The sequence below is a fragment of the Streptomyces sp. 11-1-2 genome (assembly GCF_003595545.1).
In the GTDB taxonomy this organism is placed as follows: Bacteria; Actinomycetota; Actinomycetes; order Streptomycetales; family Streptomycetaceae; genus Streptomyces; species Streptomyces hygroscopicus_B.
The window spans coordinates 1,171,677-1,193,098 of record NZ_CP022545.1 but is presented as its reverse complement, the minus strand read 5'-3'; the positions used below and the strand labels follow the sequence as shown (position 1 = coordinate 1,193,098).

18 protein-coding genes are annotated in these 21,422 nt (G+C 70.3%); 4 read left to right on the top strand and 14 right to left on the bottom strand.

Going from position 1 to position 21,422, the window contains the following annotated elements; all coding sequences use genetic code 11:
* Nucleotides 1-20: 20 nt before the first annotated feature.
* Together CGL27_RS04975 and CGL27_RS04970 are read right to left on the bottom strand one after the other, a co-directional pair.
* Nucleotides 21-2,099, bottom strand: a complete 2,079-nt coding sequence (locus CGL27_RS04975; RefSeq protein ID WP_162952876.1) for a tetratricopeptide repeat protein — start codon at nucleotides 2,097-2,099, stop codon at nucleotides 21-23.
* A 152-nt stretch (nucleotides 2,100-2,251) separates the two neighbouring features.
* Nucleotides 2,252-2,854 (bottom strand): TetR/AcrR family transcriptional regulator, encoded by a 603-nt coding sequence (locus tag CGL27_RS04970; protein ID WP_119984853.1) that lies wholly within the window; start codon nucleotides 2,852-2,854, stop codon nucleotides 2,252-2,254.
* Between the two features lie 256 nt (nucleotides 2,855-3,110).
* Here CGL27_RS04970 and CGL27_RS04965 point away from each other — a divergent pair, with 256 nt between their 5' ends.
* The gene (locus CGL27_RS04965) at nucleotides 3,111-4,256 is read left to right on the top strand and encodes an NAD(P)/FAD-dependent oxidoreductase (RefSeq protein ID WP_119984852.1); all 1,146 of its coding nucleotides are present in this window, start codon (nucleotides 3,111-3,113) and stop codon (nucleotides 4,254-4,256) included.
* 129 nt (nucleotides 4,257-4,385) lie between these two features.
* On the opposite strand, the gene CGL27_RS04960 is transcribed toward CGL27_RS04965, so the two are convergent.
* A complete protein-coding gene (locus CGL27_RS04960; RefSeq protein WP_119994248.1) occupies nucleotides 4,386-5,411 on the bottom strand; it encodes a LacI family DNA-binding transcriptional regulator in 1,026 nt (341 codons plus the stop codon).
* A 243-nt stretch (nucleotides 5,412-5,654) separates the two neighbouring features.
* Between CGL27_RS04960 and CGL27_RS04955 the strand changes: the two genes are divergently transcribed.
* Together CGL27_RS04955 and CGL27_RS04950 are read left to right on the top strand one after the other, a co-directional pair.
* Nucleotides 5,655-6,437 (top strand): TIM barrel protein, encoded by a 783-nt coding sequence (locus CGL27_RS04955; protein WP_119984850.1) that lies wholly within the window; start codon nucleotides 5,655-5,657, stop codon nucleotides 6,435-6,437.
* A gap of 146 nt (nucleotides 6,438-6,583) precedes the next feature.
* Entirely contained in the window at nucleotides 6,584-7,606 is a 1,023-nt protein-coding gene (locus CGL27_RS04950; protein WP_119984848.1) for a Gfo/Idh/MocA family oxidoreductase, read from the top strand.
* 4 nt (nucleotides 7,607-7,610) lie between these two features.
* Here CGL27_RS04950 and CGL27_RS04945 read toward each other — a convergent pair whose 3' ends face one another.
* The 9 genes from CGL27_RS04945 to CGL27_RS04905 are packed head-to-tail and all read right to left on the bottom strand — an operon-like array spanning nucleotide 7,611 to nucleotide 17,596.
* A complete protein-coding gene (locus CGL27_RS04945) occupies nucleotides 7,611-8,354 on the bottom strand; it encodes a class I SAM-dependent methyltransferase (RefSeq protein WP_119984846.1) in 744 nt (247 codons plus the stop codon).
* Nucleotides 8,355-8,370: 16 nt separating this feature from the next.
* On the bottom strand, nucleotides 8,371-9,624 hold the full coding sequence (locus CGL27_RS04940; protein ID WP_119984844.1) for an MFS transporter: 1,254 nt from the start codon (nucleotides 9,622-9,624) through the stop codon (nucleotides 8,371-8,373).
* Complete coding sequence (locus CGL27_RS04935) at nucleotides 9,621-10,112, bottom strand: pyridoxamine 5'-phosphate oxidase family protein (RefSeq protein ID WP_119984842.1); 492 nt, start codon at nucleotides 10,110-10,112, stop codon at nucleotides 9,621-9,623. The genes CGL27_RS04940 and CGL27_RS04935 overlap by 4 nt, the downstream gene beginning before the upstream one ends.
* The gene (locus CGL27_RS04930) at nucleotides 10,109-11,329 is read right to left on the bottom strand and encodes a PLP-dependent aminotransferase family protein (RefSeq protein ID WP_162952875.1); all 1,221 of its coding nucleotides are present in this window, start codon (nucleotides 11,327-11,329) and stop codon (nucleotides 10,109-10,111) included. Before CGL27_RS04930 ends, CGL27_RS04935 begins: the two co-directional genes overlap by 4 nt.
* Nucleotides 11,326-13,083: a non-ribosomal peptide synthetase gene (locus CGL27_RS04925; RefSeq protein ID WP_119984838.1), complete on the bottom strand. Its 1,758-nt coding sequence runs from the start codon at nucleotides 13,081-13,083 to the stop codon at nucleotides 11,326-11,328. Before CGL27_RS04925 ends, CGL27_RS04930 begins: the two co-directional genes overlap by 4 nt.
* Nucleotides 13,067-14,461, bottom strand: coding sequence for a condensation domain-containing protein (locus CGL27_RS04920; protein ID WP_119984836.1), 1,395 nt, complete (start codon nucleotides 14,459-14,461; stop codon nucleotides 13,067-13,069). Before CGL27_RS04920 ends, CGL27_RS04925 begins: the two co-directional genes overlap by 17 nt.
* The gene (locus CGL27_RS04915; protein ID WP_119984834.1) at nucleotides 14,458-15,522 is read right to left on the bottom strand and encodes an LLM class flavin-dependent oxidoreductase; all 1,065 of its coding nucleotides are present in this window, start codon (nucleotides 15,520-15,522) and stop codon (nucleotides 14,458-14,460) included. Before CGL27_RS04915 ends, CGL27_RS04920 begins: the two co-directional genes overlap by 4 nt.
* Nucleotides 15,523-15,526: 4 nt before the next feature.
* Nucleotides 15,527-16,240, bottom strand: a complete 714-nt coding sequence (locus tag CGL27_RS04910) for a class II aldolase/adducin family protein (protein ID WP_078638652.1) — start codon at nucleotides 16,238-16,240, stop codon at nucleotides 15,527-15,529.
* Between the two features lie 9 nt (nucleotides 16,241-16,249).
* Nucleotides 16,250-17,596: an SUMF1/EgtB/PvdO family nonheme iron enzyme gene (locus CGL27_RS04905; RefSeq protein ID WP_119984832.1), complete on the bottom strand. Its 1,347-nt coding sequence runs from the start codon at nucleotides 17,594-17,596 to the stop codon at nucleotides 16,250-16,252.
* An 827-nt stretch (nucleotides 17,597-18,423) separates the two neighbouring features.
* On the opposite strand from CGL27_RS04905, the gene CGL27_RS04900 reads away from it, so the two are divergent.
* The gene (locus tag CGL27_RS04900; protein ID WP_078638650.1) at nucleotides 18,424-19,521 is read left to right on the top strand and encodes a LacI family DNA-binding transcriptional regulator; all 1,098 of its coding nucleotides are present in this window, start codon (nucleotides 18,424-18,426) and stop codon (nucleotides 19,519-19,521) included.
* On the opposite strand, the gene CGL27_RS04895 is transcribed toward CGL27_RS04900, so the two are convergent.
* Entirely contained in the window at nucleotides 19,515-20,453 is a 939-nt protein-coding gene (locus CGL27_RS04895) for a carbohydrate ABC transporter permease (protein WP_119984830.1), read from the bottom strand. The genes CGL27_RS04900 and CGL27_RS04895 overlap by 7 nt on opposite strands.
* Before the next feature lie 7 nt (nucleotides 20,454-20,460).
* Nucleotides 20,461-21,411 carry a sugar ABC transporter permease gene (locus CGL27_RS04890; RefSeq protein WP_078638648.1) on the bottom strand — a complete coding sequence of 317 codons (951 nt, stop codon included), beginning with the start codon at nucleotides 21,409-21,411 and terminating at the stop codon, nucleotides 20,461-20,463.
* Nucleotides 21,412-21,422 lie beyond the last annotated feature (11 nt).

Below are 21,422 nucleotides of genomic sequence, written 5' to 3'. Positions count from 1 at the left end.
GCGGGGTCGCCCCTACTGGTTCAGCCGCCCATGCCCTCGGACGCACGGTCGCGCACCGCCCTGGCCTCGGTTGTCCGCGGATGGGGGCCGCCGAAGGCGCGCTCACAGGCTCGGACGGCGTCGTCGCAGAGACTTCGCACGTCGGCCCAGGTGAGTCTGTCCGGTCGAGTGGGGGTGACCGTGCGCCCCAGCCACTTCACCACCGGGGCCGGAAACATCCCGACGCCTCGTGTGCGCTGCCTGTCGCCTCGCTGGCGAGAGGCCACGATCTCGGCCGTCACCTCGGCATGCGCCAGGCGGATGAGCGCGTCCGTCTCCGGGCTGTCCTGGTCGAGCCGAAGCCGCGCGGCCCAGGGGATCACATCGTGCACCAGCCCCAGTGCCTCTTCCCACCGATGTTGCCGCGCGACCGCTTGGGCTCGGTGCATCTGGGCGAGCATGCGACCCGGATTCTCCGCCCCCTGGGTTCTCCAGAGCAGCCCTACGGCGGCTTGCAGCAGCCTTTCGCTTTCGGGGTACCGCCGCAGGCCGTAGAGAGCGTTGCCCAGGGCGTGCTGAACTCTGGCGGCGAATCCGAGCACGTCGCATTGGGTCTGGGAGAGATCTCGGGTGAACGGGCCTTCGGCGTCGTTGGTGAGAACGTCCCTCATGCTGGGACCGGTTCGCCCGGCCAGCGACAGCCCGTGTTCGGCGGCGTCCTTCTCCGCTTTGGCGAGGACCCGCCGGAGCACGACTTCGGCTTCGCCGAAGTCCCCCCGCCCGCTGTGGAGTTGGCCGAGGGCGAGGTCGTCCTTGAGGCCACCCTGGCCGCTCATCACCAGCTGGACGGCGAGGGGCAGCCCGTCTTCGTAGCGGCCGCGCGCCAGGTACGCGTCCCGCACTCGGCGCGCGGCCGCGATGGGCCGTGCCGGATCGCCGTCGCGGCGCCACAGCAGGGCCAGTACGTGCGGCGCCAGGAGGGGCAGGCCGGAGTCGTCCGGGGGCGCCGCCACGGCGTGATCCAGAAGCGCCCCCGCATACGTGCACAGGCGGGCACGTTCGTCGGGCGTTGCGCCTGCGGCGTCCACCGGCGTTGCGGCGCCCGCCCTGATACAGGGCACCATGGGTGCGCCGGGTTCCCCGGACGCCGTGACGGGCTCGACGGTGAACTCACTTATCTCAGCTGCCACCCGGTCAGCGGAGAGCTCCGGTATGCCGACTGCCGAGATTGCCGCGGGGGAGAGCACATAGAGCGGCAGCGGTGCGTCCGCGAAGCATGACAACAGGTGCCGGAGCGACAAGGGCGTTCCGCTCCGGGGAGAGCCGGGAAGGCCATCCCGGTCCGAAGAGGGAGGCGCTGCCCGGCTGTGTGGGGCGGACGGCGCTTGGGGCGGTGGCAGATGCCGTATCACGGCGACCGCTGCTGCCGCGGCATGGGCGGCGGCGCGAGGCTGGTGCTCGGTGTCGGCCTCCGCGTATTTATTGCCATCGGCCATGTCGCTGATGCCACGGACGGTCAGGGCCTCGACACGGCCGATCTGGGCGGCATGCGCCATTCCGGCGCTCTCCATCTCAATGGCCACGGCGTCGTTGTAGTAGGTCCGCAGCTGCTGGCGCAGTACGGAGGTGGCGGAGTTGAGCACGACGTCGCCGGCCGCGATGGGCTTGAAGTGTACGCGTGGGTGCCGCTGCCCCTCGGTGTCGCCCGGTGCCGACTCGGTGTGCCATGACTGGTCACGCAGCGCGTGCTTGGCCGACTGCACCAGCTCATGTGAACCGGCCCAGCCCTCCGGACGGGCCAGAAATCCTTCGGGGGCGTCCTTGCCGCCGTGAACGGAATGCACCCGAGTGGCGACGACGACATCACCGAGTGCCAGGTCGTCTTTGATGGCGCCCGCGACACCCACGAACAGGAGTGCTCTGGGCGAGAAGAGCTGGCGGGCCTGCTCGGTGACGACGGCGGCCGCGTCATTGCCCGCTCCGACCTCCGCCAGCGCCATCCGCCATGCGGTCCCGGCGAGCGTGCCCACTTCGAAGACGGTGCCGGTCTCATGGCGGACGAAGTCCCGTTCCCTGAGGTACGCCCGCACCGCGTCATACTCCAGGCCCAGTGCAGTCAAGATGACTACTGTGTCGCTCAACCGCGCTCTCTCCAGGGATCGAGGGACATTCCCGGGCACTCTATCGCCGCGTCGCCGCGGTCCCGGGGAGCCATCCGCGAGTACCCGCGCAAGCGCGGCGTCCGCGCGGTGATTTCCGTCTCCGCGGATGCCTAGGAGCTATGGGGCGCGGACGACTTGGCCGGCGGTTGCCAGCCCTGTGTGAGGATGTCGAAGATGGCGTCGACGGCGGCTCGGCGGTCCTGTTGACCGCGGGCCAGGGCCGGGATCTCGAGTACGAATCGGGCAAGAGCCACACATGAGAGGTCGTCGTGGTCGACGCCGAGCTCGTCGGCGATGGCCGCGCTGAGGCTGTCGGTGTGCCGGGTCCACATGCGCTCGGCGTAGGCGCGGAGTGCCGGCGTGGAGTCCACCAGGTTGGTGAACTCGGCCATTCGCGGATGCGCCGTGATCGGCAGCCAGGTGTCCAGGACGTGCTGCCGGAGGGCATCGAGGATGCTCTGACCGGCGGCTCGCTGCCGCACCGCCGCGATCAGTTCCGACTCCCGGTCCTGCTCCTGGTCGAATACCAGCGCTTCCTTGCCGGTGAAGTGCTTGAACACCGTAGTGGTCGACACATCGGCCGTGTCGGCGACGTCACGGATGCTCACCTGGTCATAGCCGCGTTCCAGGAAGAGCTGCAGCGCGGCGTCGGCGATCGCCTGGCGGGTGGCCGCCTTCTTGCGTTCGCGGCGGCCGACGGGGGGCTCGGTCATGGCTTGAGCATATCCGATAGTTGCATCGAGGGCTAAGTGGACTCATTGCACTTTTCTGCTGGGTCTGCTTTTCTGGGGTCCGCGAGAACCCGAGCGGCACCTCTTCCTCGGCACGCTCCCCGTCCGCACCGCATCGCTGGTCGCCGTCCTGTGCATCACGAAGGCCCGGTGCGAGGCGTGTCCGAGGCCGAGGGGGATGCCGGAACGCCCGGCCCTGCTCGCCCCATGCCCCTCTTCGCCGGTGAAAGGAACCACCATGACCTCCCCGGAGCCCGCCCACGCCCGCATCAGCGTCATCGGCGCCGGGCCCGGCGGCCTGACCTGCGCCCGCATCCTCCAGCAGCGCGGCATAGCGGTCACCGTCTACGACCGCGACTCAGGCCCCGGTGCGCGCAACCAGGGCGGCACCCTCGACCTGCACGCGGACAACGGCCAGATCGCCCTGCGCGAAGCGGGCCTGCTCGACGAGTTCTTCGAGCTGGCCCGCCCGGAAGGGCAGGAAATGCGCAAGTTCGACCCGGCCGGCACGATGACGTTTCATCACGTCCCGGAGGCCGACGAGCTGTTCAAGCCGGAAATCGACCGCGGCCAGCTGCGCACCCTGCTGCTGGACTCCTTGCGGCCGGGAACCGTGCAGTGGGGCCGCGCCCTCGACAGGGTCGGCGGCCCCGCCGATGGGCCGCGGCAGTTGTCCTTCGCCGACGGCACCACCATCGAGACCGATCTGGTCATCGGCGCCGACGGCGCCTCTTCCCGGGTGCGCCCGGCCGTGTCCCCCGCCGTCCCCGAGTACACCGGGATGAGCTTCGTGGAGGCATGGTTCTCCGACGTGGAGAACCGGCACCCCGACATCGCCGAGCTGGTCGGCTCGGGCAGCGCGGGCGCGGCCGACGGCGAGCGCGCCCTGTTCGCCCAGCGCAACAGCGGAGACCACATCCGCGTCTACGTCATCCGGCGAGCCCCGGTCGACTGGCTCGCCATGAGCGGCCTGACCGCCGACGACACCGACGGCATCCGCGCCCTGCTCCTCGACGAGTACGCCCACTGGTCGCCCCGCATGCGCCAGATGATCACCACCAACGAGGGCCCCTACGTCGACCGCCCGCTCTTCGCCCTCCCGGTCCCGCACACCTGGGAGCACAACCCGACGGTGACCCTGCTGGGCGACGCCGCCCACCTCATGCCTCCGCTCGGTGTCGGCGTCAACCTCGCCATGCTCGACGCGAGCGAAATCGCCCTCGCCCTCGCGAACGCGGCCACCGTCGATGACGCCATCCGCGTCTACGAGAAGACCATGCTCCCCCGCTCCATCGAGATGGCCAAGGCCCTCGAAGGCGCCGCCGAGCACCTGCTGTCCGCCGACGTACCCGACTTCGGCGACGACAACGGCCCCCGGTCCTGAGCGCCCCGTCCCGCGAGGACGGCACCACCGAAACCCTGTCGAGTGACCGCGTCCGGGACGCTCACCACAGGCCGGAGGAAGACCGGCGCGGCGAAGAAGGCAACAGCTAAACGCCCCAGTCGTCGCGTATCAGGCGGGCCCGGCCGTCGTGCCCCGGATGACGAGGTGCGGAGCGACCACCGCCTCCCCGGTGGGCGTCCGCTCGCCCTCCAGGCGGGCGATGGCCCGGCCGACGGCGAGTTCGGCGAGGCGGGGGATGTCCTGGCCGACGGTGGTGAGATTGATATGGGCCAGGCGCGCCAGATGGCTGTCGTCGAAGCCGATGACGGAGACCTCGTCGGGGACGGAGACCCGGGCGCGGAGGAAGGTGTCCAGGACACCGGTGGCGGAGCGGTCGTTGAAGGCGAGGACGGCCGTGGGCAGAGGAGTGGCATCGAGGAGGGCGTGGGCGCCCGCGGCGCCGTCCTCCTCGGTGAGCCCGCCGGGCAGCACGTGGACGCGGTCGGCGAGGCCGTGGCGGCTCATGGCGGTGCGGTAGCCACGGCGCCGGTCGGCGGCGCCGGGTGCCCTGCCGCCGTCGATATGGGCGATGTCGCGGTGGCCGAGGGCCACCAGGTGGTCCACGGCCTGGCGGGCGCCCTCGTCATCCGCGGTCCGCACCACCTCCACACCCGGGGCGGTCCCGCGCAGCCGGCGGGCCACGGAGACGACCGGGAGCTGCCCGGCGAGTTCCGCCAGCCGCGCGGCCGGGGCCTGCGGGCCGAGCAGGATCAGGGCCTCGCAGCGGTCGGCGAGCAGGGCGTCGGTCGCCCGCTGCTCGCCACGACCGGCGGCCACGGCGCTCAGCGCGATCTGGTACCCGGCGGGCTCGGCCACCGCGTAGATGCCCTCCAGCAGATCGGAGTGGAAGGGGTGCTGGAGGCCGAACTGCACCCCGAGGAGATGGGACCGGTGGCTGCGCAGCAGCCGGGCCCGGGCGTCCGGCCGGTATCCGATCTCCTGTGCCGCCTCGAGGACCCGCTCGCGGGTGGCGGCGCCGGCGCCCTTGGCGTCCCGCATCACGATGGAGACCAGCGCCGTGGACACACCTGCCCGCGCCGCCACGTCCGCGAGGGTGGGGCGCTTCCCATGGGGGACGGCCGGCGTCGGTGGCACCACTGGTCTCCCTGGTCGAGGTGTCGTCTTCGGGCGGGGGCGGTCGGGGTTTCGCCTTCCGGGCGACGATCGTAGCCCAGGGCGCGATGCGCGGCGCCCGGATTCTATAACGTTCTAGTGATTCAGCCGTCGCCCTTGACAGGGGTGCCCGGTGGCTGGCGTACTGCTGCTCGTCACTAGAACGTTCTAGTAGCTGGAACGTTCTAGTTTCTGCCGGGGTCGTCGTAGAGAGGGCGAGCAGCGATGTACACATTGGCGGTCTGTGCCGAGATGGTCTGCCGGGATCTGCCGGTCCAGGAACGGGCACGGCGTATTCACGACGCCGGCTTCCAGGTCGAGATCTGGGACTGGGGCCGGCACGATCTGGCCGCCCTGGAGCGGACCGGTGCGGTCTTCTCCTCGATGACCGGCTATCTCCGCGGCAGCCTGACGGACGAGGCCGGGGCGGCCGAACTCCTGCGCACCGCCGAGGAGTCGGTCAAAGTCGCCGAACGGCTCGGCTGTCCCCGGCTGAATCTGCACGGCACCGGGCTGGACGGCGACGGCCTGCCGGTGGTGCCGGTGGCGGGCCCGGCCACCGGCCCGATGTGGATCGCCGCCCATCGCACCCTCACCCGCCTCGCCGAGCTGGGCGAGCGCGCCGGGGTCACCTTCACCCTGGAGAACCTCAACACCGCCGTCGACCACCCCGGCGTGCCGTTCGCGACGGCCGCCGACACCCTGGCCCTGGTCGAGGCCGTGGACCGGCCGGGCCTGCGGATGAATCTGGACCTGTACCACGCGCAGATCGGCGAGGGAAACCTGACCGAGCTGGTCCGAAGGGCCCACAGCCGGGGCCTGATCGGCGAGATCCAGGTGGCCGACGTACCGGGCCGTTGCGAGCCGGGAACCGGGGAGATCAACTACCCGGCCCTCGCCCAAACCCTCGTCGACCTCGGCTACGAGGGCACCGTGGCCATGGAGGCATGGGCCTCCGGCGACAGCGACCTCGCCCTGGAGCGCTTCCGCTCCGCCTTCACCCGCTGACCTCGCGATGGCCTCGGCCGGCGGCCGCGACGCCGTACCGCCCTGATCGCACCCGTTCTCACCCGTTCTCACCTGCGGAACTACGGAACCTACGGAACAACGGAACCCACGGAACAACGCACTCACGGAATCTACGGAGCATCCGCATGACCACGCGACACCCTCTCCCCGTCGGTCTCATCGGCGCCGGCCGCATGGGCTCCTTCCACGCCGAGACCCTCGCGCGCCGCCTCCCCGGCGCCCGTCTCGCGGCCATCGCCGACCCGGCCCCGGGCGCCGCCCAGGGGCTCGGCGACCGGGTGGGCGGCACCACGGTGTACACCGAGATAGACGAGCTGCTCGCCGACCCCGGAATCGAGGCGGTGGTCATCGCCACTCCGGCCCGCACCCACGCCGGGCTGGTCGAGGCGGCGGCCCGGGCGGGCAAGGCCGTCTACTGCGAGAAGCCCATGGCCGTCACCCTCGATGAGGCGGACCGCGCCATCGCGGCCGCCGCCCACGCGGGCGTCCCCCTCCAGGTGGGCTTCAACCGCCGCTACGACACCGGCTTCCACACCGCCCACGAGAAGATCCGCGCAGGCGCCATCGGCACCCCGCAGCTGCTGCGTTCGCTCACCCGCGACCCCAAGCTGGCCGACCCGGGCCGCATCCCGCCGTGGACCATCTTCCTGGAGACCCTCATCCACGACTTCGACACCCTGCGCCACCTCAACCCCGGCGCCGCGCCCGTCGAGGTCTTCGCGTTCGCCGACGCCCTGGTCCGCCCCGACTTCAAGGACCGCGGACTGCTCGACACCGCCGTGGTCACCATCCGCTTCGACAACGGCGCCCTCGCCACCGCCGAGGCGAACTTCCAGGCGGTGTACGGATACGACGTCCGCGGTGAGGTCTTCGGCTCGGCCGGCATGCTCACCATGGGCGACATCCGCCGCAGCCATCTGACCGCCTACGGCCCGGACGGCCTCACCGCCGCATGCGTCACCTACGACCAGGATCTCTTCCACGACGCCTATGTCGCCGAACTCGCCGACTTCGCCGAGTGCGTGCGCACCGGACGTGCCCCCTCCGTCACCGGACAGGACGCCCGCGTCGCCCTGTCCGTCGCGCTCGCGGCCATCCAGTCGGTCACCACCAACGGACCCGTCCGGGTCGGCGACACCGTGGCGTAGGCCCTCACACCGCCTCGGCGGGCTTCCGGTAAACCACGACATACCCGCCCTCCGCGGTGAAGGGCGCCCGCGACCAGCCGTCCCAGCGCCCTTCCAGCCGGAGGCCCGCCAGCCGTGCCATCAGGTCCAGCTCGGTGGGCCATGCGTAGCGGAACACCATGGGGTACAGCTTCGTCCCGCCCTCGGTGATGGCGACGTACTGCCGGTTGACCGTCTGCGTCACCCGGTCGAACTTCGAGACCCGCAGGACCACCTGGTCGAGTGCCACATGAAGGGCGTCACTGGCCTGCGGCTGGATCAGCCGGTGCGGATCGGGGACGAAGAGCTGGAGGACGAAGACGCCACCGGGGGCCAGCCGCGCGGCCACGTTCTGGAAGCAGCGGATCTGGGTCTCCTGGTCGCGCAGCAGGAAGAACGTGTGCTGGACGGCGTAGACGAGGTCGAAGGTCCCGTCGACGGCGGCCTCCGCGAAGTCGCCCTGGACGGCCCGCACCCGCGCGCTGCCCGGCTTGTCGGCCATCTGCCGGAGCATGACGGGGGAGGCCTCGATGCCGGTGACCCGCACCCCTCGCTCCGCCAGCGGCAGGGCGACCCGCCCGGTGCCCACCCCGAGCTCCAGCGCATGGCCGGGCTTGGCCACGTCCACGAGGAACCCCACCGCCGCGTCCTCGTCCTTCGCGGCCGGCCAGCCGATGGCGTCGTGGTCGGTCATGTGGTCGCCGTAGGTCGACGATTCGTATCCCTGCACGTGCGCACTCCTCTGGCTATGCGACTCGGCGCGGGCCCAGCAGGCCCTTGGCGGCGAACGGAACGAGAACGAGGGTCAATGCCGCGGAGAGCAGCAGTCCGCCGCGCGCACCGAGCGCGCTCACCAGCGGGCCGCTGAGCGGCAGGCCGATCGGGGCCGCCAGCGTCGAGCCGGTGGTCCAGAGCGTGATCACCGGCTGCTGCTCATGGGGCGGGAGCTCCGACTGCACAAAGGTGTAGGCGATGGGTGTGAACGGGGCGTAGATGAGTCCGCCCAGGGCGAAGGCGCACATCGCCACCGGCCCGGAGGGGGCCAGGGCGAGAAGCACCACCGAGCCGCCCCACAGCGCGATGACCGCCACCAGGACGGCCTGCTGGTGCAGTTTCCGCAGGAAACCGGTGAGCGCCCCGCCGATCAGCGCCCCGGCGCCGAAGGCGGTCCAGATGATGCCCAGTGTGTTTCCGTCCCCGTGGAGATCTCCGTTGACCAGCACGGGAAGCGCCACTTCCACCGGCATATAGGACAGATTGAAGAAGAAGACCACGAAGAACAGGCGGGCGGCCACGGGACGCAGCCGCAGGATTCGCCACCCGGACTCCGTCGACCGCTCCGCCCGGGGCGCTCTCGGCTGTGGCGGCACGACGAGCGCGACGGCCCCGAACAGCAAGAGGAAGCTGAGCGCTTCGAGGAGGACGGCCACGTCCGCTCCGAACGCGACCGTGACCGCGCCACCGACCGCCGGCCCTACGACGTAGAGCGCCAGGCTGTTGGCGAAGCCCAGCAGCCCGTTGACGGTGAAGAGCTCGCCCTTCCCGGCCATACCGGTGGCGACGAGGCGCCGGCTGCTGGACGCCGTCTGATGCAGAACGGACCCGAGGAGCAGCGCCACCACCAGGAACCGGATGTCGATCCGGTCGGCCATGGCGGCGAGGCCCACCACCGTGAAGAGGACGGTGCGCAGCGCGCTGTCGGTGATGACCACGGCCCGGGTGGGCAGTCGCAGCCGTCCCAGGCCGATGCTGAGGGCGAGCACGGTCGACAGCACATACGGTGCGGTCATCACCAGGCCGACCGCCACGGGGGCGGAGAGCTGCCCGTGGTGGCGTATGGCCAGCAGCGGCAGGACGATCAGCAGGATGCCATCGCCCACGCTGGAGATCACATACCCGGCGAGCAGTACGGCCAGGCGCGGGTTCCCCGTCAGCACCTGGCGGTAGGACCGGTGGCCGGCGGCCCCGCCCGCCGTCTCGTCCGTGGTGTCCGTGCTCATGGGCGGTCCATTCGCGCTTCGCGGGGCGGGCGGAAGGACAGGTCCGCGATCCACAGGGTGTCGGGCACCAGCAGGGCCCAGCGGGTGCCCCGGGCGGACGGGTCGTCGCGCAGGCTGAACCGGGCGTCCCACAGCTCTTCCCGCTCGCCCAGGTACCGGGTGAGCTTGCGGCGGCCCCGGTCCGTGTCGAAGTTCACCACCCGGCCGTGGCCACGGGCGATGACCTGGTGAACGGTGCCGGTCGCGAGGTCGCACGAGTCCACCACGAGTTCGAAGACCGGGGCGCGGTCCAGTCGCTCCTCCAGCCGGGCCCAGGGGCCCGTGAGCACCCAGAAGGCGTGGTCCTCCCACAGGAACCACACGGGCCGCACCCGTGGGCCCTCGGTGGCCAGCCGGGCCACCAGGGGCCGGGCCAGGAACGCGTCCACGTCGAACGGGGCCTCGTCGAGGCCCGGGAAGGTTCCGGCGTCGTCCCTGGTGAGCTTCATGAGCGGGGTCCCTTGCGCAGGGTCCGCCACGCCCGTTCCAGCCGGGCGACGCCTTCGACGATGTCCTCGGCACGGGTGCAGGAGAAGGACAGCCGGAGGGTGGACGGGTCGGGCCCGGTCGCGTAGAAATCGGTCCCCGGTACGAAGGAGACACCTTCCTCGACCGCGGCGGCCAGCAGTTCGGTGGCGTCGGCGCCCCCGGGAAGCCTGGCCCAGACGAAGAAACCACCGTGGGGCACCTCGAACTCCAAAGCCCCCTCGAAGGAGTCGGCCAAGGCGCTCACCAGTGCGTCGCGGCGCTTGCGATAGAGATGACGGGAGCGCTCCAGCCGGGTGGCCAGAAAGCCGGGCTCCTGGACGAGCTCATGCACCACCTGCTGCATCAGAAGCGAATTCCCCAGGTCGGCCGCCTGTTTGAACTTCATCAGCACATCGGTGAGAAACGGCGGGACGACCAGATGGCCCAGGCGCGCCGCAGGGAAGAGCACTTTGGAGAAGGTACCCATGCGTACGGCGCCGGCCACGGCGGAGGTCGCGGCGGCCGACCGGGGCGCGACGGTGTCGTAGCCGAGATCCCGGTATGGGTCGTCCTCGACGAGGAGGCAGCCGTACCGCCGGGCGAGGGCGGCCAGACGGCGCCGGTGCGCGGTGTCCAGGGTGGCGCCCGTCGGGTTGGCGAAGGTGGGTACCACATAGATGATTTTGGCCCGTTCCTCCACCGACAGTGCTGCTTCGAGCCGGTCGAGACCCTCGTCCGACCCCAGGGGAACGTCCACCACCCGGGCCTGGAAGAGACGGAAGACCTGCAGCGCTCCCACATAGCTGGGCCGGTCCACGAAGACCACGTCCCCGGGATCGAGCAGCGCCTTGCACAGCAGGTCGAGGCCCTGTTGTGAGCCATGGGTGAGAAGCACCTGCCCCGCGTCGACCGGACGGCCGAGCTCGGCGGACTCCCGGGCCGCGATCCACGACCGGAGCTCGGGCAGCCCGCTCGCGTCGCCGTACCGCAGCGGCAGGCCGCCCTGGCTCAGCAGGCGGGTGGTGGCGTCGGTGAACTCCTGGTGGCAGTAGGTCTCCGGCGCCGGGCTGCCGGCCGCCAGAGCGATCACATCGTGGCCGTCGGTCAGCCGGAGCACGGCGCCGACGGCGGAGTCCGCGAGCTGGTCCGTACGGCTCGCCAGAGCCGGAATCCTGCTGGGCGCGTCCGTGAAGGTCACCGGGGCTCCTCCCCGCCATCGCTGGCGGCCGTACAAATCCGGCGCGGGGTCCGCTGACGGAAGATGAGGGTGTAGGGGACGTCGATGCCGTGCCGTTCCAGGAGGGACTGCCGCACCCGGGCGACACCCATGGAGTCCCCGCCCAAGCCGAAGAAGTCGTCGTGGGCGCCGATGTCCGCGCGGCCGAGGACTTCCCGGAAGACGTCGATGACCCGCTGCTCGGTCTCGTCCCGCGCCGTGGCCCGACGACCGCGGAACACGATGTCCGCCGTGGGTTCCGGGAGCCGGCCGCGGTCCACCTTCCCGCTGGACAGCAGCGGCAGGGAGGTGAGGCGCACCAGGACGCCGGGCACCATCTGAGGGGGCAGCCGCCGGGCGACCGCGTCGATCACCTCATCGGGGGCCGGCCGGTCGTCGTCCACGACCAGATACCCCACCAGCCGTGGCCGCTCCCCGTCGTGGACACGGATCGAGGCCGCGGCCCCGGTGACCCCGGGCGAGGCGAGCAGCGCGGCCTCGACGGCCGCGAGGTCGACGCGGACACCGCCGACCTTCGGGTCGTCGTTCAGCCGGCGGACGAATTCCACCCGCCCCTTCTCATCGACGCGCACCAGATCACCGGTGCGGTACAGGCGCCGCCCGCCGCCGTGGAACGGATCGGGTACGAAGCGCCGTGCGGTCTGTTCCGGGTCGCCGAGGTAGCCGCGGGCCAGTCCGACACCGCCGATGAACAGCTCCCCGACCTCCCCGTCGGGCACCGGGGCCAGTGCGTCGTCGAGCACATGGACCCGGGTACCGCGGATCGGACGGCCCACCGAGGGCAGATGTCCGGTGGAACCCTCGGAGGGGCCGAGCCGGGCCGCGAGGCGGACGCTGGACGCCTCGGTGACACCGTAGGAGTTGACGACCTCGAACGGCAGCCCGCGGGGCCAGACCCGCAGTTGCTCACCGCCCGTCACCAGCAGGCGCAGCGGGCAGTTGGCCGGCCAGGGGACGCCGAAGAGCCGTTCCGCGAGCCCGGTCACCACGATGCTCCAGGTCACCCCCTGGTCCAGCAGCCAGTCACGGAGCGCCCCCGGCTCGCGGACGGCGCCTTCCTCGGAGACGGCGATGGCGGCGCCCGCGGTCAGCGGAGTCCACAACTCCCATCGAGAGATGGCGAATCCGGGGGAGGCCAGCCAACCGCTGCGGTCCTCGGGGCGGATCGAGAAGGCGTCATGGGACCACAGCGCCTCGTTCACGATGCCCGCGTGCGTGAGGCCCACCGCCTTGGGGCTGCCGGTCGAGCCCGAGGTGAAGTAGACGCAGGCGACGGCGCCGTCCTCGCCCTCCGGAGCCGGGGGCAGACCGGCGAGTGGCTGGTCCACGGGGGGATCCGCGACCTCGCTGATGGTCAGTCCCGGACCCACCGCCAGTCGCACCCCGGCGATCCGCAGCATGTCCGCGATCCGGGCCGGGGGCAGATCCGTCGCCAGTGGCACACAGACGCCACCGGCCTTCCACACGGCGAGCGCGGCGATCACGTGCTCGGCGGAGCGTGGCGCGCTGACCCCGATGGTCATGTCGGGGGCCGCGCCCCGCGCCACCAGGGTCTGGGCCAAGTCCTCCGCGCTCCGGTCGAGTTGGCGGTAGTTGAGGACGGTGTCGCCCTCGATCAGCGCCGGGCGGTCCGGCCACCGTAGTGCGGCGTCGCGCACCAGGTCGTGGGTGCGGGCCGGACGGCCGTGTCCGGGTGGGTCAGCGGCCGCTGTCATGCCACACCTCCCCGATCCGCGTCTGGGGGTCCTTGAGCATGTGCTCCAGGTTCTGGCAGTGGCGGTCGACGTAGCGCTGTGCGCCGCTCGGGGTGAAGGCCGCGCGGTTGTACGTCATCTCGCCCTCCAGCCCGGTCGGGCCGGCGTAGAGGGTGGGCACCACGTTCTGGCCGTAGACATGCGCGTACCGATCGCCGTCCAGCTCGATGGGATAACAGGTCTCCCTGGTGAACTCGAAGGGATGGACCTCGGCGTCGCCGATGCGCTCCGGCGGGCCCAGGTCGGCGTTGAGGACGCTGCCGCGCACCCACACGTGGTACAGCGCCCTCGCCGGCCAGGGCCGTCTGGCCGTGAAGTCCGGGTCGATCGTGTCGGCGATGCGCAGATACGGCAACTGGTTGTCGTAGGCGTCGAGTGTGGCGTCCCTGACGTGTTCCAGAAGCTCGCCGAAGGTGTGCTCGGGGCGCACCTCGACCGGCAGCAGCACCAGATCGGCGAAGTGCCCGACCGTATGCGGATCCGGTTTGAGCTCCAGACGGGTCAGCGTGGATCCGACCACGACGCGCCGCGCCCCGCAGAGGTCCGCGAGGGCGGCCACATAGGCCGCGACATGAATCAGATAGGGGGTGACGCCCGCCCGGCCACGGAGCCCGGCGAGGGCCGCCGGATCGGCCTCGGCCCGGAACGGCGTCGTCTCCCGCAGAAAGACCGGCGGTGGGGCCGCGGGGTAGTCGGTGCGGACGTCGAGCGGGGCGGGCAGGGGGCTGAGCACCCGGCGCCAGTGCTCCAGACGCCGGTCGGCGTCCGCGGGTGGCCGGGCGGCCCGCCGCACGAAGTCGCGGTACTGCTCCTGCCGCGCCGGAGGGGCGGTCCCCTCGTACGCCTCGGCCAGGTGCCGGACGACCGTCTGCACCGAGGGGGCGTCCAGCACCAGATGGGCGGCGGACAGGACCAGCACATGCTCCGTCGGGGAGCGGCGCACCAGCGTCGCCCGCCACAGCGGGCCCCGGACGTAGTCGAAGACGCGGTGCTCCTCGGCGCCGGCCACCAGCTCGCAGTAGGTGTCCCGATCCTCCGGTGGCACGCCGGAGAGATCCACCAGGGCGAGGCGGGGCGGATGCGAGTCCTCCGCGTCCTGGACGTGGGTGCGGGGCGCGGTGCCCAGGTCGCTGAGGCTGGTGCGCAGCGCCTCGTGCCGTCGGCGGACGTCGGCCAGCGCCCGTTCGAGCCGCCCGGTGTCCAGGGGGCCGCGCAACGTGAACGCCAGACAGACATTGGTCCTGGTCATCGCCGCGTCGTCCGGGTTCATGAAGCGCATGCTCTCCCAGATCCACTCCTGCTGCGGACTGAGCGGAACCGGATCGCCGGACGCGGTCATACGCCCTCCATGAGCTCGGGCAGCACTCGCTCCCCGAGCAGCCGCACCGCCCGCGTGGCCTCTGTGTGCGAGACGGACCCGAACCGCAGCTGCAGGCTCAGTTCGGCGCCGGGGTAGAGCTTGCCGATGCGGCGGATGGTGGCGGCGGTCTCGGCCACCCCGCCCACGATGATGTTGTCGGCGGCCATCAGACCGGCCACCGTGGTCGTGCGAGCCGCCTGTTCCATGCGCTCATAGCCCTGGTACTGGTTCGAGGTGATGCCGCGCCAACTCCCGTAAGCCTCAAGCTGTTTGGTCCGATACGCGGCGTAGTGCTCCTCGGCTCGCGCCACCGCCTCGTGCTGGCTCTCCGCCACATAGCAGTGGTAGCTGACATGCAGTCGGAAGTCGGGGGAGTGGCCGTGCTCGATCCGGGTGGCGCGGTACAGATCGAGCAGCCCGGTGAGCTTCTCATGGCTGGCCACCACCGGGATGATCATGAGGTGGTACCCCTTGGACGCGGCCCAGGTGAAGGTCTCCGGAGAGGTGGTGGCGGCGATGAACACCGGTGGCCGGGGCCGCTGTGCGGGGCGGGGCAGCATCGCGGGCAGCGGGCCGAAGCGGTGGAAGCGGCCCTCCCAGCGGAAGCCCTCGTCCGTCCAGAGCCGCTCGACGGCCTCGACGTTCTCCTCCAGCAGGGCCCGGCTGTCGGCCATGTCCACCCCGAACGCCTCGAACTCCGAGGGCAGGAACGCCCGGCCGAACCCGGCGTCGAGGCGGCCGTGCGAGAGGTTGTCGAGGACCGACAGTGAGGCGGCCAGCTTGATGGGGTGGGTGAACGCGGGGGTGACCGCCCCGGTCACCAGCCGTACGCGGGTGGTCCGCCGGGCGATGGCCGACAGCAGCGCCACCGGGTCCGGACTGTATCCGCCCCACTCGTGGAAGTGGTGCTCGACCAGCTTCACATGGCTGAAGGAGAGCCGGTCGGCCAGCTCGCTGAGCTCGATGATCTCGTCGTAGAACCGCTCGGCCGGCATCTCGCCGGGGCCCACGGTGGGCAGGAAGTTGAGCCCGACCTTCATGGTGTCACTTCCCGCGTCGGCAGGTCGTCTCGTACAGATTCCGGTACTGCCGGTCGGCGAATTCGAGCTTGGCCAGCGCGCGTCCGGTCTCCAGGGCCGTCTCGTGCGGGATCAGCCGCGGTGTGCCGACGGCCTCGGCCATCAGCTGGGACGCGGCGGCCCGTTCCATGACGATGAACAGCCAGATCGCCTCGCCCAGGGAGCGGCCCCCGGCCAGGAAGCCATGATTCTGCATGATCACGGCAGTGCCGTCGCCCATGGCCTCGATGACCTCCTTGCCCTCCTGGCGTGCGTTGACCAGACCGGTGAACCGGTCGTACAGGCCGTGCCGCCGGTAGAGGACGCAGGCGTCCTGAGTGATCGGATCGAGCAGTCGGCCCAGGGACGACCAGGTCTTGCCGTACATCGAGTGGGTATGGGCGAAGGCCACCAGGTCCGGCCGGTTGCGATGCAGTTCGCCATGGAGCGGGTCCACCGAGGGATTGAGCTCGCCCGAGCCCTCCAGGACGGTGCCCTGCGCCCCGACGAGGAGCAGATCGTCGACCCTCACATGGTGGAAGTCCAGACCGAAGGGATTGACCCAGTAGGCATCCGGGTCCTCCGGGTCGCGCACGCTCACATGGCCCGCGATGCCCTCGCTGTAGCCCAGCTCCGCGAGCAGATGGATCCCCTCCACCAGAGACTGCCGCAGCACATCGCGCTCGCCTCGGTCCGGCATGGTGCAACCTCACTTTCCAGAAGCGTCGTATACGCAGCGAAAGCCGACTTCGTTGTGCCGGTCGGTGAGCAGGTCCTTACCTCGGTAGAAGGTCGACAGGCAGACCGGAGGCGAGGTCCACGTCCCACCGCGCAGCACATGGAAAGCCTCGGGACGGTTCATGAATTCCTGTCCTGAACGCCCCTTGAAGAAGGGGGCCATATCGGCCCGGGTGAAGAAATTGGTGCGGGTGAGCTCCCAGACGTTCCCCGCCATGTTGAGGACGCCGTAGGGGCTCGCGCCGGCCGGATGGGAGTCGGCCGCTGCCACCGGGCGCGCGGGCCAGGAGACGGTGGTGGTGACGAGCAGCTCCTCCAGTTCCGCGAGATTCCGGATGTCGTCGCGGCCGTATGCCGTGAAGACGCTTTGTGCCTTGTCATTGCTCCATTCGTCGCCCCATGGATAGATCCGGCCGTCGGTTCCGCGGGCGGCCTTCTCCCATTCGTTCTCCGAGGGCAGCGTGCCGCCGGCCCAGCGGGCGAACGCGTAGGCGTCGTACCAGTCGACCCCGACCACCGGGAAGTCCGGCCCGTTGAACCGAGGATCGTGCCAGTGCGCCGGGGTGTAGTCCTTGCCGTCGGGCTCATCGGGGTGGGAGAACTCCCTGGAGCCACCCACCGCGTCGAGGAATTCCGCGTACCGGGCGTTGGTCACCGTGGTCCGGTCGATGTAATACGCGGGAAGGTCCTCGACGCGCAGCGGATTGTCGGTGTTGTCCATCTGGAAGGGGCCGATGTCGTTCACCCGGGCCCCGGCGATGAAGGGCCCGGCCGGAATCAGCACGGCATCGCGCAGGTCCGGTTCGCGTCTGGCGGAGTCCACAGTGGCCCGCAGCCGGGCGAAGTGGCGGTCCTCCAGCTCGCGGAGCTCGTCCGGGTCGGTGGAGTCGAAGAAGTCGAGTAGCGCGCGCTTGGTGAAGGCGGCACCGCAGCCCACGGGTTTGCGGGCATAGGCGGGCTTGGTGAAGTTGCTGGGCCAGCCGGAGATGCGGATCATGTGGGCCACCGCCTCCGGGACCCGGTGCTCTCCGGCGACCTTGATGGCGGTGAAGGCCACCCAGTCGACGTCGTCGTGGATCGCCTCGGTGATCGCCGCCCGTGCCTCGGGCGCGTCGACGAACCGGGCGGCGAGGGTCTCCACGGCGAGGCGCCTGACGTTCCAGTCCCGGTGCCCGACCGCCCACTCGGCCAGTTCCTTCAGTGAGAGGTCGCCGTCGGCGGCATCGGTCAGCGCCTTTTCTATCCGCTGGATCCGATCGCGATACTCCTGGCCCTGAAGTGAGTTTATCGATTCCTCGTTCAAGAGTCCGTGCAGCATTGTCCCACCCACCCTCGTACACACTGCCCTGACGGGGTGCCGGGCGAATACGGAGATCCGCCCGGCACCCCTTACCTATCGGTCGCGACGATTACCACTTCGTCGCGGCCTCGCCCGCCTCGCGGGAAGCCAGGAAGTCCTCGGCTGTCATTGTCAGTCACCTCCATTCGCTCGCCGGTCGGAGTTTTTCAAGCCACGCGCACAGCGTGGCCACTCATGGGCGCCCGAGGGCGCGATGACGAGAAGGTCTCCCGTTTCAAGATTCCTGAGCGAGATGCTTACCGGCCGTGATCGCACCGGGCCGGGATCTTGTCACTGACAGGCGCTGTGGGTCAGCAGCGCACCATGCTCATCTGCATCTTCGAAAGAGTCCGAGGGGATCGGACCCCCAGGAAATCAGCGGCACTACACTTCCTCCGTTGCGTGACGTCCAGCATCCGCCCGGGGAGTCGCATGTACACCTCACGGCACTATAGGCATCCGTCACCTCTGCCACAACGGATGCGAGCCAAAAAGCTTTTCGGATTTATGGGATCTTGGTACTCAAGCTGAATTGAGTATTCCATTCCGGTTGTGTTTCGATCTTCGCTTCGGCTCGCGGTCGCCGAGGTGAGAGGTCTGGATGACCTGGCCCTCGAGGCAGGGCACCCTTCGAGGGAATCGCCATATTCTGGCTATACGGAACGACGTCGGCGGCCTGTGGTCCGTGCGGCACCCGTCCTCCGAGGGGCACCCGTCTCCCGAGGGGGCGGCCGTCGCCCGAGGGGACGGGGCCCGGGTGGTGCCCGCCGGTGCGGCCCACCACCGTCACGCTCTAGGATCGGTCGGTGACCGCCGTGAAACAGCAGACCACCAGGGATCAAGCGGCACCGGGGCGGAAGCGCTCGGACGGTGCCGGCCGGAGCGCCACCGTCAAGGACGTGGCGACGCTCGCCGGGGTCTCCCCGAAGACCGTGTCGAATGTGATCAACGGCTTTGTGCATGTGTCCCCGGCGACCCGGGAGCGGGTCCAGCGGGCCATCCGGGAGCTCGGCTACCGGCCCAACCGGGTGGCCCGCAACCTCCGCCGCGGCAGCACCGGCATGATCGGGCTGGTCCTGCCCGAACTGGACGTCCCCTACTTCGCCGAACTGGGACGCCACTTCCTCACCACGGCCGAGGAGCACGGCCGCACCCTGCTGATCGAGCAGACCCTCGGTGACCGCGAGCGGGAGGCGGCGGTGATCCACGGCCTCGGCGACCAGGTCGTGGACGGCATGGTGGTGAGCCCGCTCGCGCTGCACGGCAGCGCGCTCGCGAACCACCTCGGCACCGTGCCGCTCGTGCTCATCGGCGAACGCCCCAGCGGCGGCCTCGCCGACCATGTGGTGATCGACAACGTCGCCGCCGCGCAGCAGGCCGTGCGCCATCTGGTGGCCGGCGGGCGCCGCCGGATCGCCGCCATCGGGGTGCAGCCCGAGCCGTACATCGGCACACCGCTGCTGCGCAGGACCGGCTACCGCCAGGCGCTGGAGGAGGCCGGGCTGCCGCTGGACCCCCGGCTGGAGCGCGAGACCCCCCGCTACCACCTGGCCGAGGGCGCCCGGGCGATGGCGGCCCTGCTCGACCAGGCCGAACCGCCGGACGCCGTGTTCTGCTTCAACGACGCGCTCGCCCTCGGCGCACTGCGCACCCTGTACGAGCGCGGGCTACGGGTGCCGGACGACATGGCCGTGATGGGCTTCGACGACATCGAGGCCGCGCGGTACAGCACCCCGAGCCTGAGCAGCGTGGCACCGGACAAGACCGCCATCGCCCGGCACGCCATCGATCTGCTGCTGGAGCGGATCGAGGCACCGGACCGCCCGCCCCAGGAGGTCGTCGTCGGGCATACCCTCCACGCCCGCGAGTCCACCGAGGGCGGTGTCGCCCGGACCGCTCACTGACCTCCCAGACCCGTGGTGGCCACGGACCTCACGATCTGACGCTGGAACAGCATGAAGACGATCAGCAGCGGGATGGAGCCGAGGATCGAGGCGGCCGACTCCTGGGCGTTCCGCAGCCCCGTGGAGTCCTTCACGGTCGACAACCCCACTGGCAGCGTCATGAGCTGCGGATCGCTTGTGCTGATGAACGGCCAGAGGAAGTTGTTCCAGGTGTTGATGAAGACGAATATCGCCACGGCCGCCAGGATCGGCCGGGACAGCGGCAGCACCACACTCCAGAACACCCGGAAGCTGCCCGCCCCATCGATCCGGGCCGCCTCCTCCAGCTCACGCGGAATGCCATCGAAGAACTTCTTCAGGATGAACACCATCGCGGGCGCCACCACCTGCGGCAGGATCACCGCCGCGTAGGTGTCGACGAGGTTCATCGCGAGCATCTGCCGGAAGAGCGGCACGATCAGGATCTGCGGCGGCACCATGATCGAGGCGATGGTGAGGGCGAAGAGCACGCGGCGACCGCGGAAGAGCGTACGCGAGAAGGCGTACGCCGCCATCGCCGAGATCGTCACGGTGATCGCCGTGACGCATACGGCGATCACGACGCTGTTCACCGCCCACACCGGGAGATTGCCCTGACCGAGGATGGTCCGGTAGGCGTCGAGGGTGAAGCCCGCCTTGGGGATCCAGTCGGCGCCCGACGCGCTCGCGTCGACCTCCGTCTTGAACGAGGTATCCACGCCCCAGCCGAATGGCACCAGCCAGATCATCGTCATCAGCGCCAGCGCCAGCAGCGTCAGCACACGGGGGAGAGGACCCGTTCCGAGCGTGGGGTGCCAGGCATGGCCGCCGTAGCGACGCCGCCGGACCACCTCCCGGGGCATGGTCGAGCGGGGTTTTCCGGGGGTACGGGGGGAGAGTGTCTCGGTGGTCATGGCGCGATCAGTCCTCCCTGCGCGAGAAGATCTTCAGCTGGGCGAGCGAGAGGATGATGATGATCCCGAAGAACACGTACGACACCGCCGAGGCGTAGCCGAGCCGGTAGTTGGTGAAGCCGGTGTCGTAGATGTACTCCAGGATCGGCCGGGTGGCGCCGTTCGGGCCGCCTTTGGTCAGCAGATAGATCTGGTCGAACACCTTCAGCGACGCCATCACCTGCAACACCGCGATCAGCGCGGTGGTCCGGCGCAGCTGGGGGAGTGTGACCGACCACAACCGGCGCCACGCACCGGCGCCGTCGAGCGCCGCCGCCTCGTAGAGGTGGTCGGGGATCGCCTGCAACGCGGCAAGGTAGAGCAGGAAGTTGAATCCCACCGTCCACCACAGGGTCACCAGCCCGATGGACCACATCGCGTACTTCTCGTCCGTCAGCCAGGCGATCCCGTCCATCCCGAACGTCTGGAGCACGCTGTTGAGCATCCCCCGGTCCGGCTGGAACAGCATGCTCCAAATCTGGAAGACCACCGCCACCGGCAGCAGATGTGAGGCGAAGAAGGCCAGCCGCCACAGCCACTGCCCCGGCATCCCTGTGTACACCAGCAGGGCCATCACCAGGGCGACGATCACGAGGGGGACGGTGGTCAGGACGGTGAACCAGACCGTGTTGCCGAGGGTCTGCCACACCTGGCTGTCGCCGAACGCCTCGGTGTAGTTGTCCAGGCCGACGAAGACGCCGTCACCGTGTCCGGTCAGGCTGGCGTCGGTGAAGCTCATCCACAGGCCGATGCCGATCGGCACGAGGAGGAAGAGCGTGAAGAACACCAGGAAGGGGGTGGCGAAGAGCCACCCGGCGCCGCCCGGGGACCGTCGTCGGTCCGTGGCAGCGGCCCATCGGGATCCGGCGCGCCGGGATCCGGCCGCGGCCTGCCGCGAGGGCGTGGAGACGGAAGCCATCACTTCGCTCC

What these genes read in the sequence shown, in the direction of transcription:
- CGL27_RS04970 (WP_119984853.1), bottom strand. Translation starts at nt 2,854, where the DNA reads ATGACCGAGCCCCCCGTCGGCCGCCGCGAACGCAAGAAGGCGGCCACC.
- CGL27_RS04965 (WP_119984852.1), top strand. Translation starts at nt 3,111, where the DNA reads ATGACCTCCCCGGAGCCCGCCCACGCCCGCATCAGCGTCATCGGCGCC.
- CGL27_RS04955 (WP_119984850.1), top strand. Translation starts at nt 5,655, where the DNA reads ATGTACACATTGGCGGTCTGTGCCGAGATGGTCTGCCGGGATCTGCCG.
- CGL27_RS04950 (WP_119984848.1), top strand. Translation starts at nt 6,584, where the DNA reads ATGACCACGCGACACCCTCTCCCCGTCGGTCTCATCGGCGCCGGCCGC.
- CGL27_RS04940 (WP_119984844.1), bottom strand. Translation starts at nt 9,624, where the DNA reads ATGAGCACGGACACCACGGACGAGACGGCGGGCGGGGCCGCCGGCCAC.
- CGL27_RS04935 (WP_119984842.1), bottom strand. Translation starts at nt 10,112, where the DNA reads ATGAAGCTCACCAGGGACGACGCCGGAACCTTCCCGGGCCTCGACGAG.
- CGL27_RS04925 (WP_119984838.1), bottom strand. Translation starts at nt 13,083, where the DNA reads ATGACAGCGGCCGCTGACCCACCCGGACACGGCCGTCCGGCCCGCACC.
- CGL27_RS04920 (WP_119984836.1), bottom strand. Translation starts at nt 14,461, where the DNA reads ATGACCGCGTCCGGCGATCCGGTTCCGCTCAGTCCGCAGCAGGAGTGG.
- CGL27_RS04915 (WP_119984834.1), bottom strand. Translation starts at nt 15,522, where the DNA reads ATGAAGGTCGGGCTCAACTTCCTGCCCACCGTGGGCCCCGGCGAGATG.
- CGL27_RS04910 (WP_078638652.1), bottom strand. Translation starts at nt 16,240, where the DNA reads ATGCCGGACCGAGGCGAGCGCGATGTGCTGCGGCAGTCTCTGGTGGAG.
- CGL27_RS04905 (WP_119984832.1), bottom strand. Translation starts at nt 17,596, where the DNA reads ATGCTGCACGGACTCTTGAACGAGGAATCGATAAACTCACTTCAGGGC.
- CGL27_RS04895 (WP_119984830.1), bottom strand. Translation starts at nt 20,453, where the DNA reads ATGACCACCGAGACACTCTCCCCCCGTACCCCCGGAAAACCCCGCTCG.
- CGL27_RS04890 (WP_078638648.1), bottom strand. Translation starts at nt 21,411, where the DNA reads ATGGCTTCCGTCTCCACGCCCTCGCGGCAGGCCGCGGCCGGATCCCGG.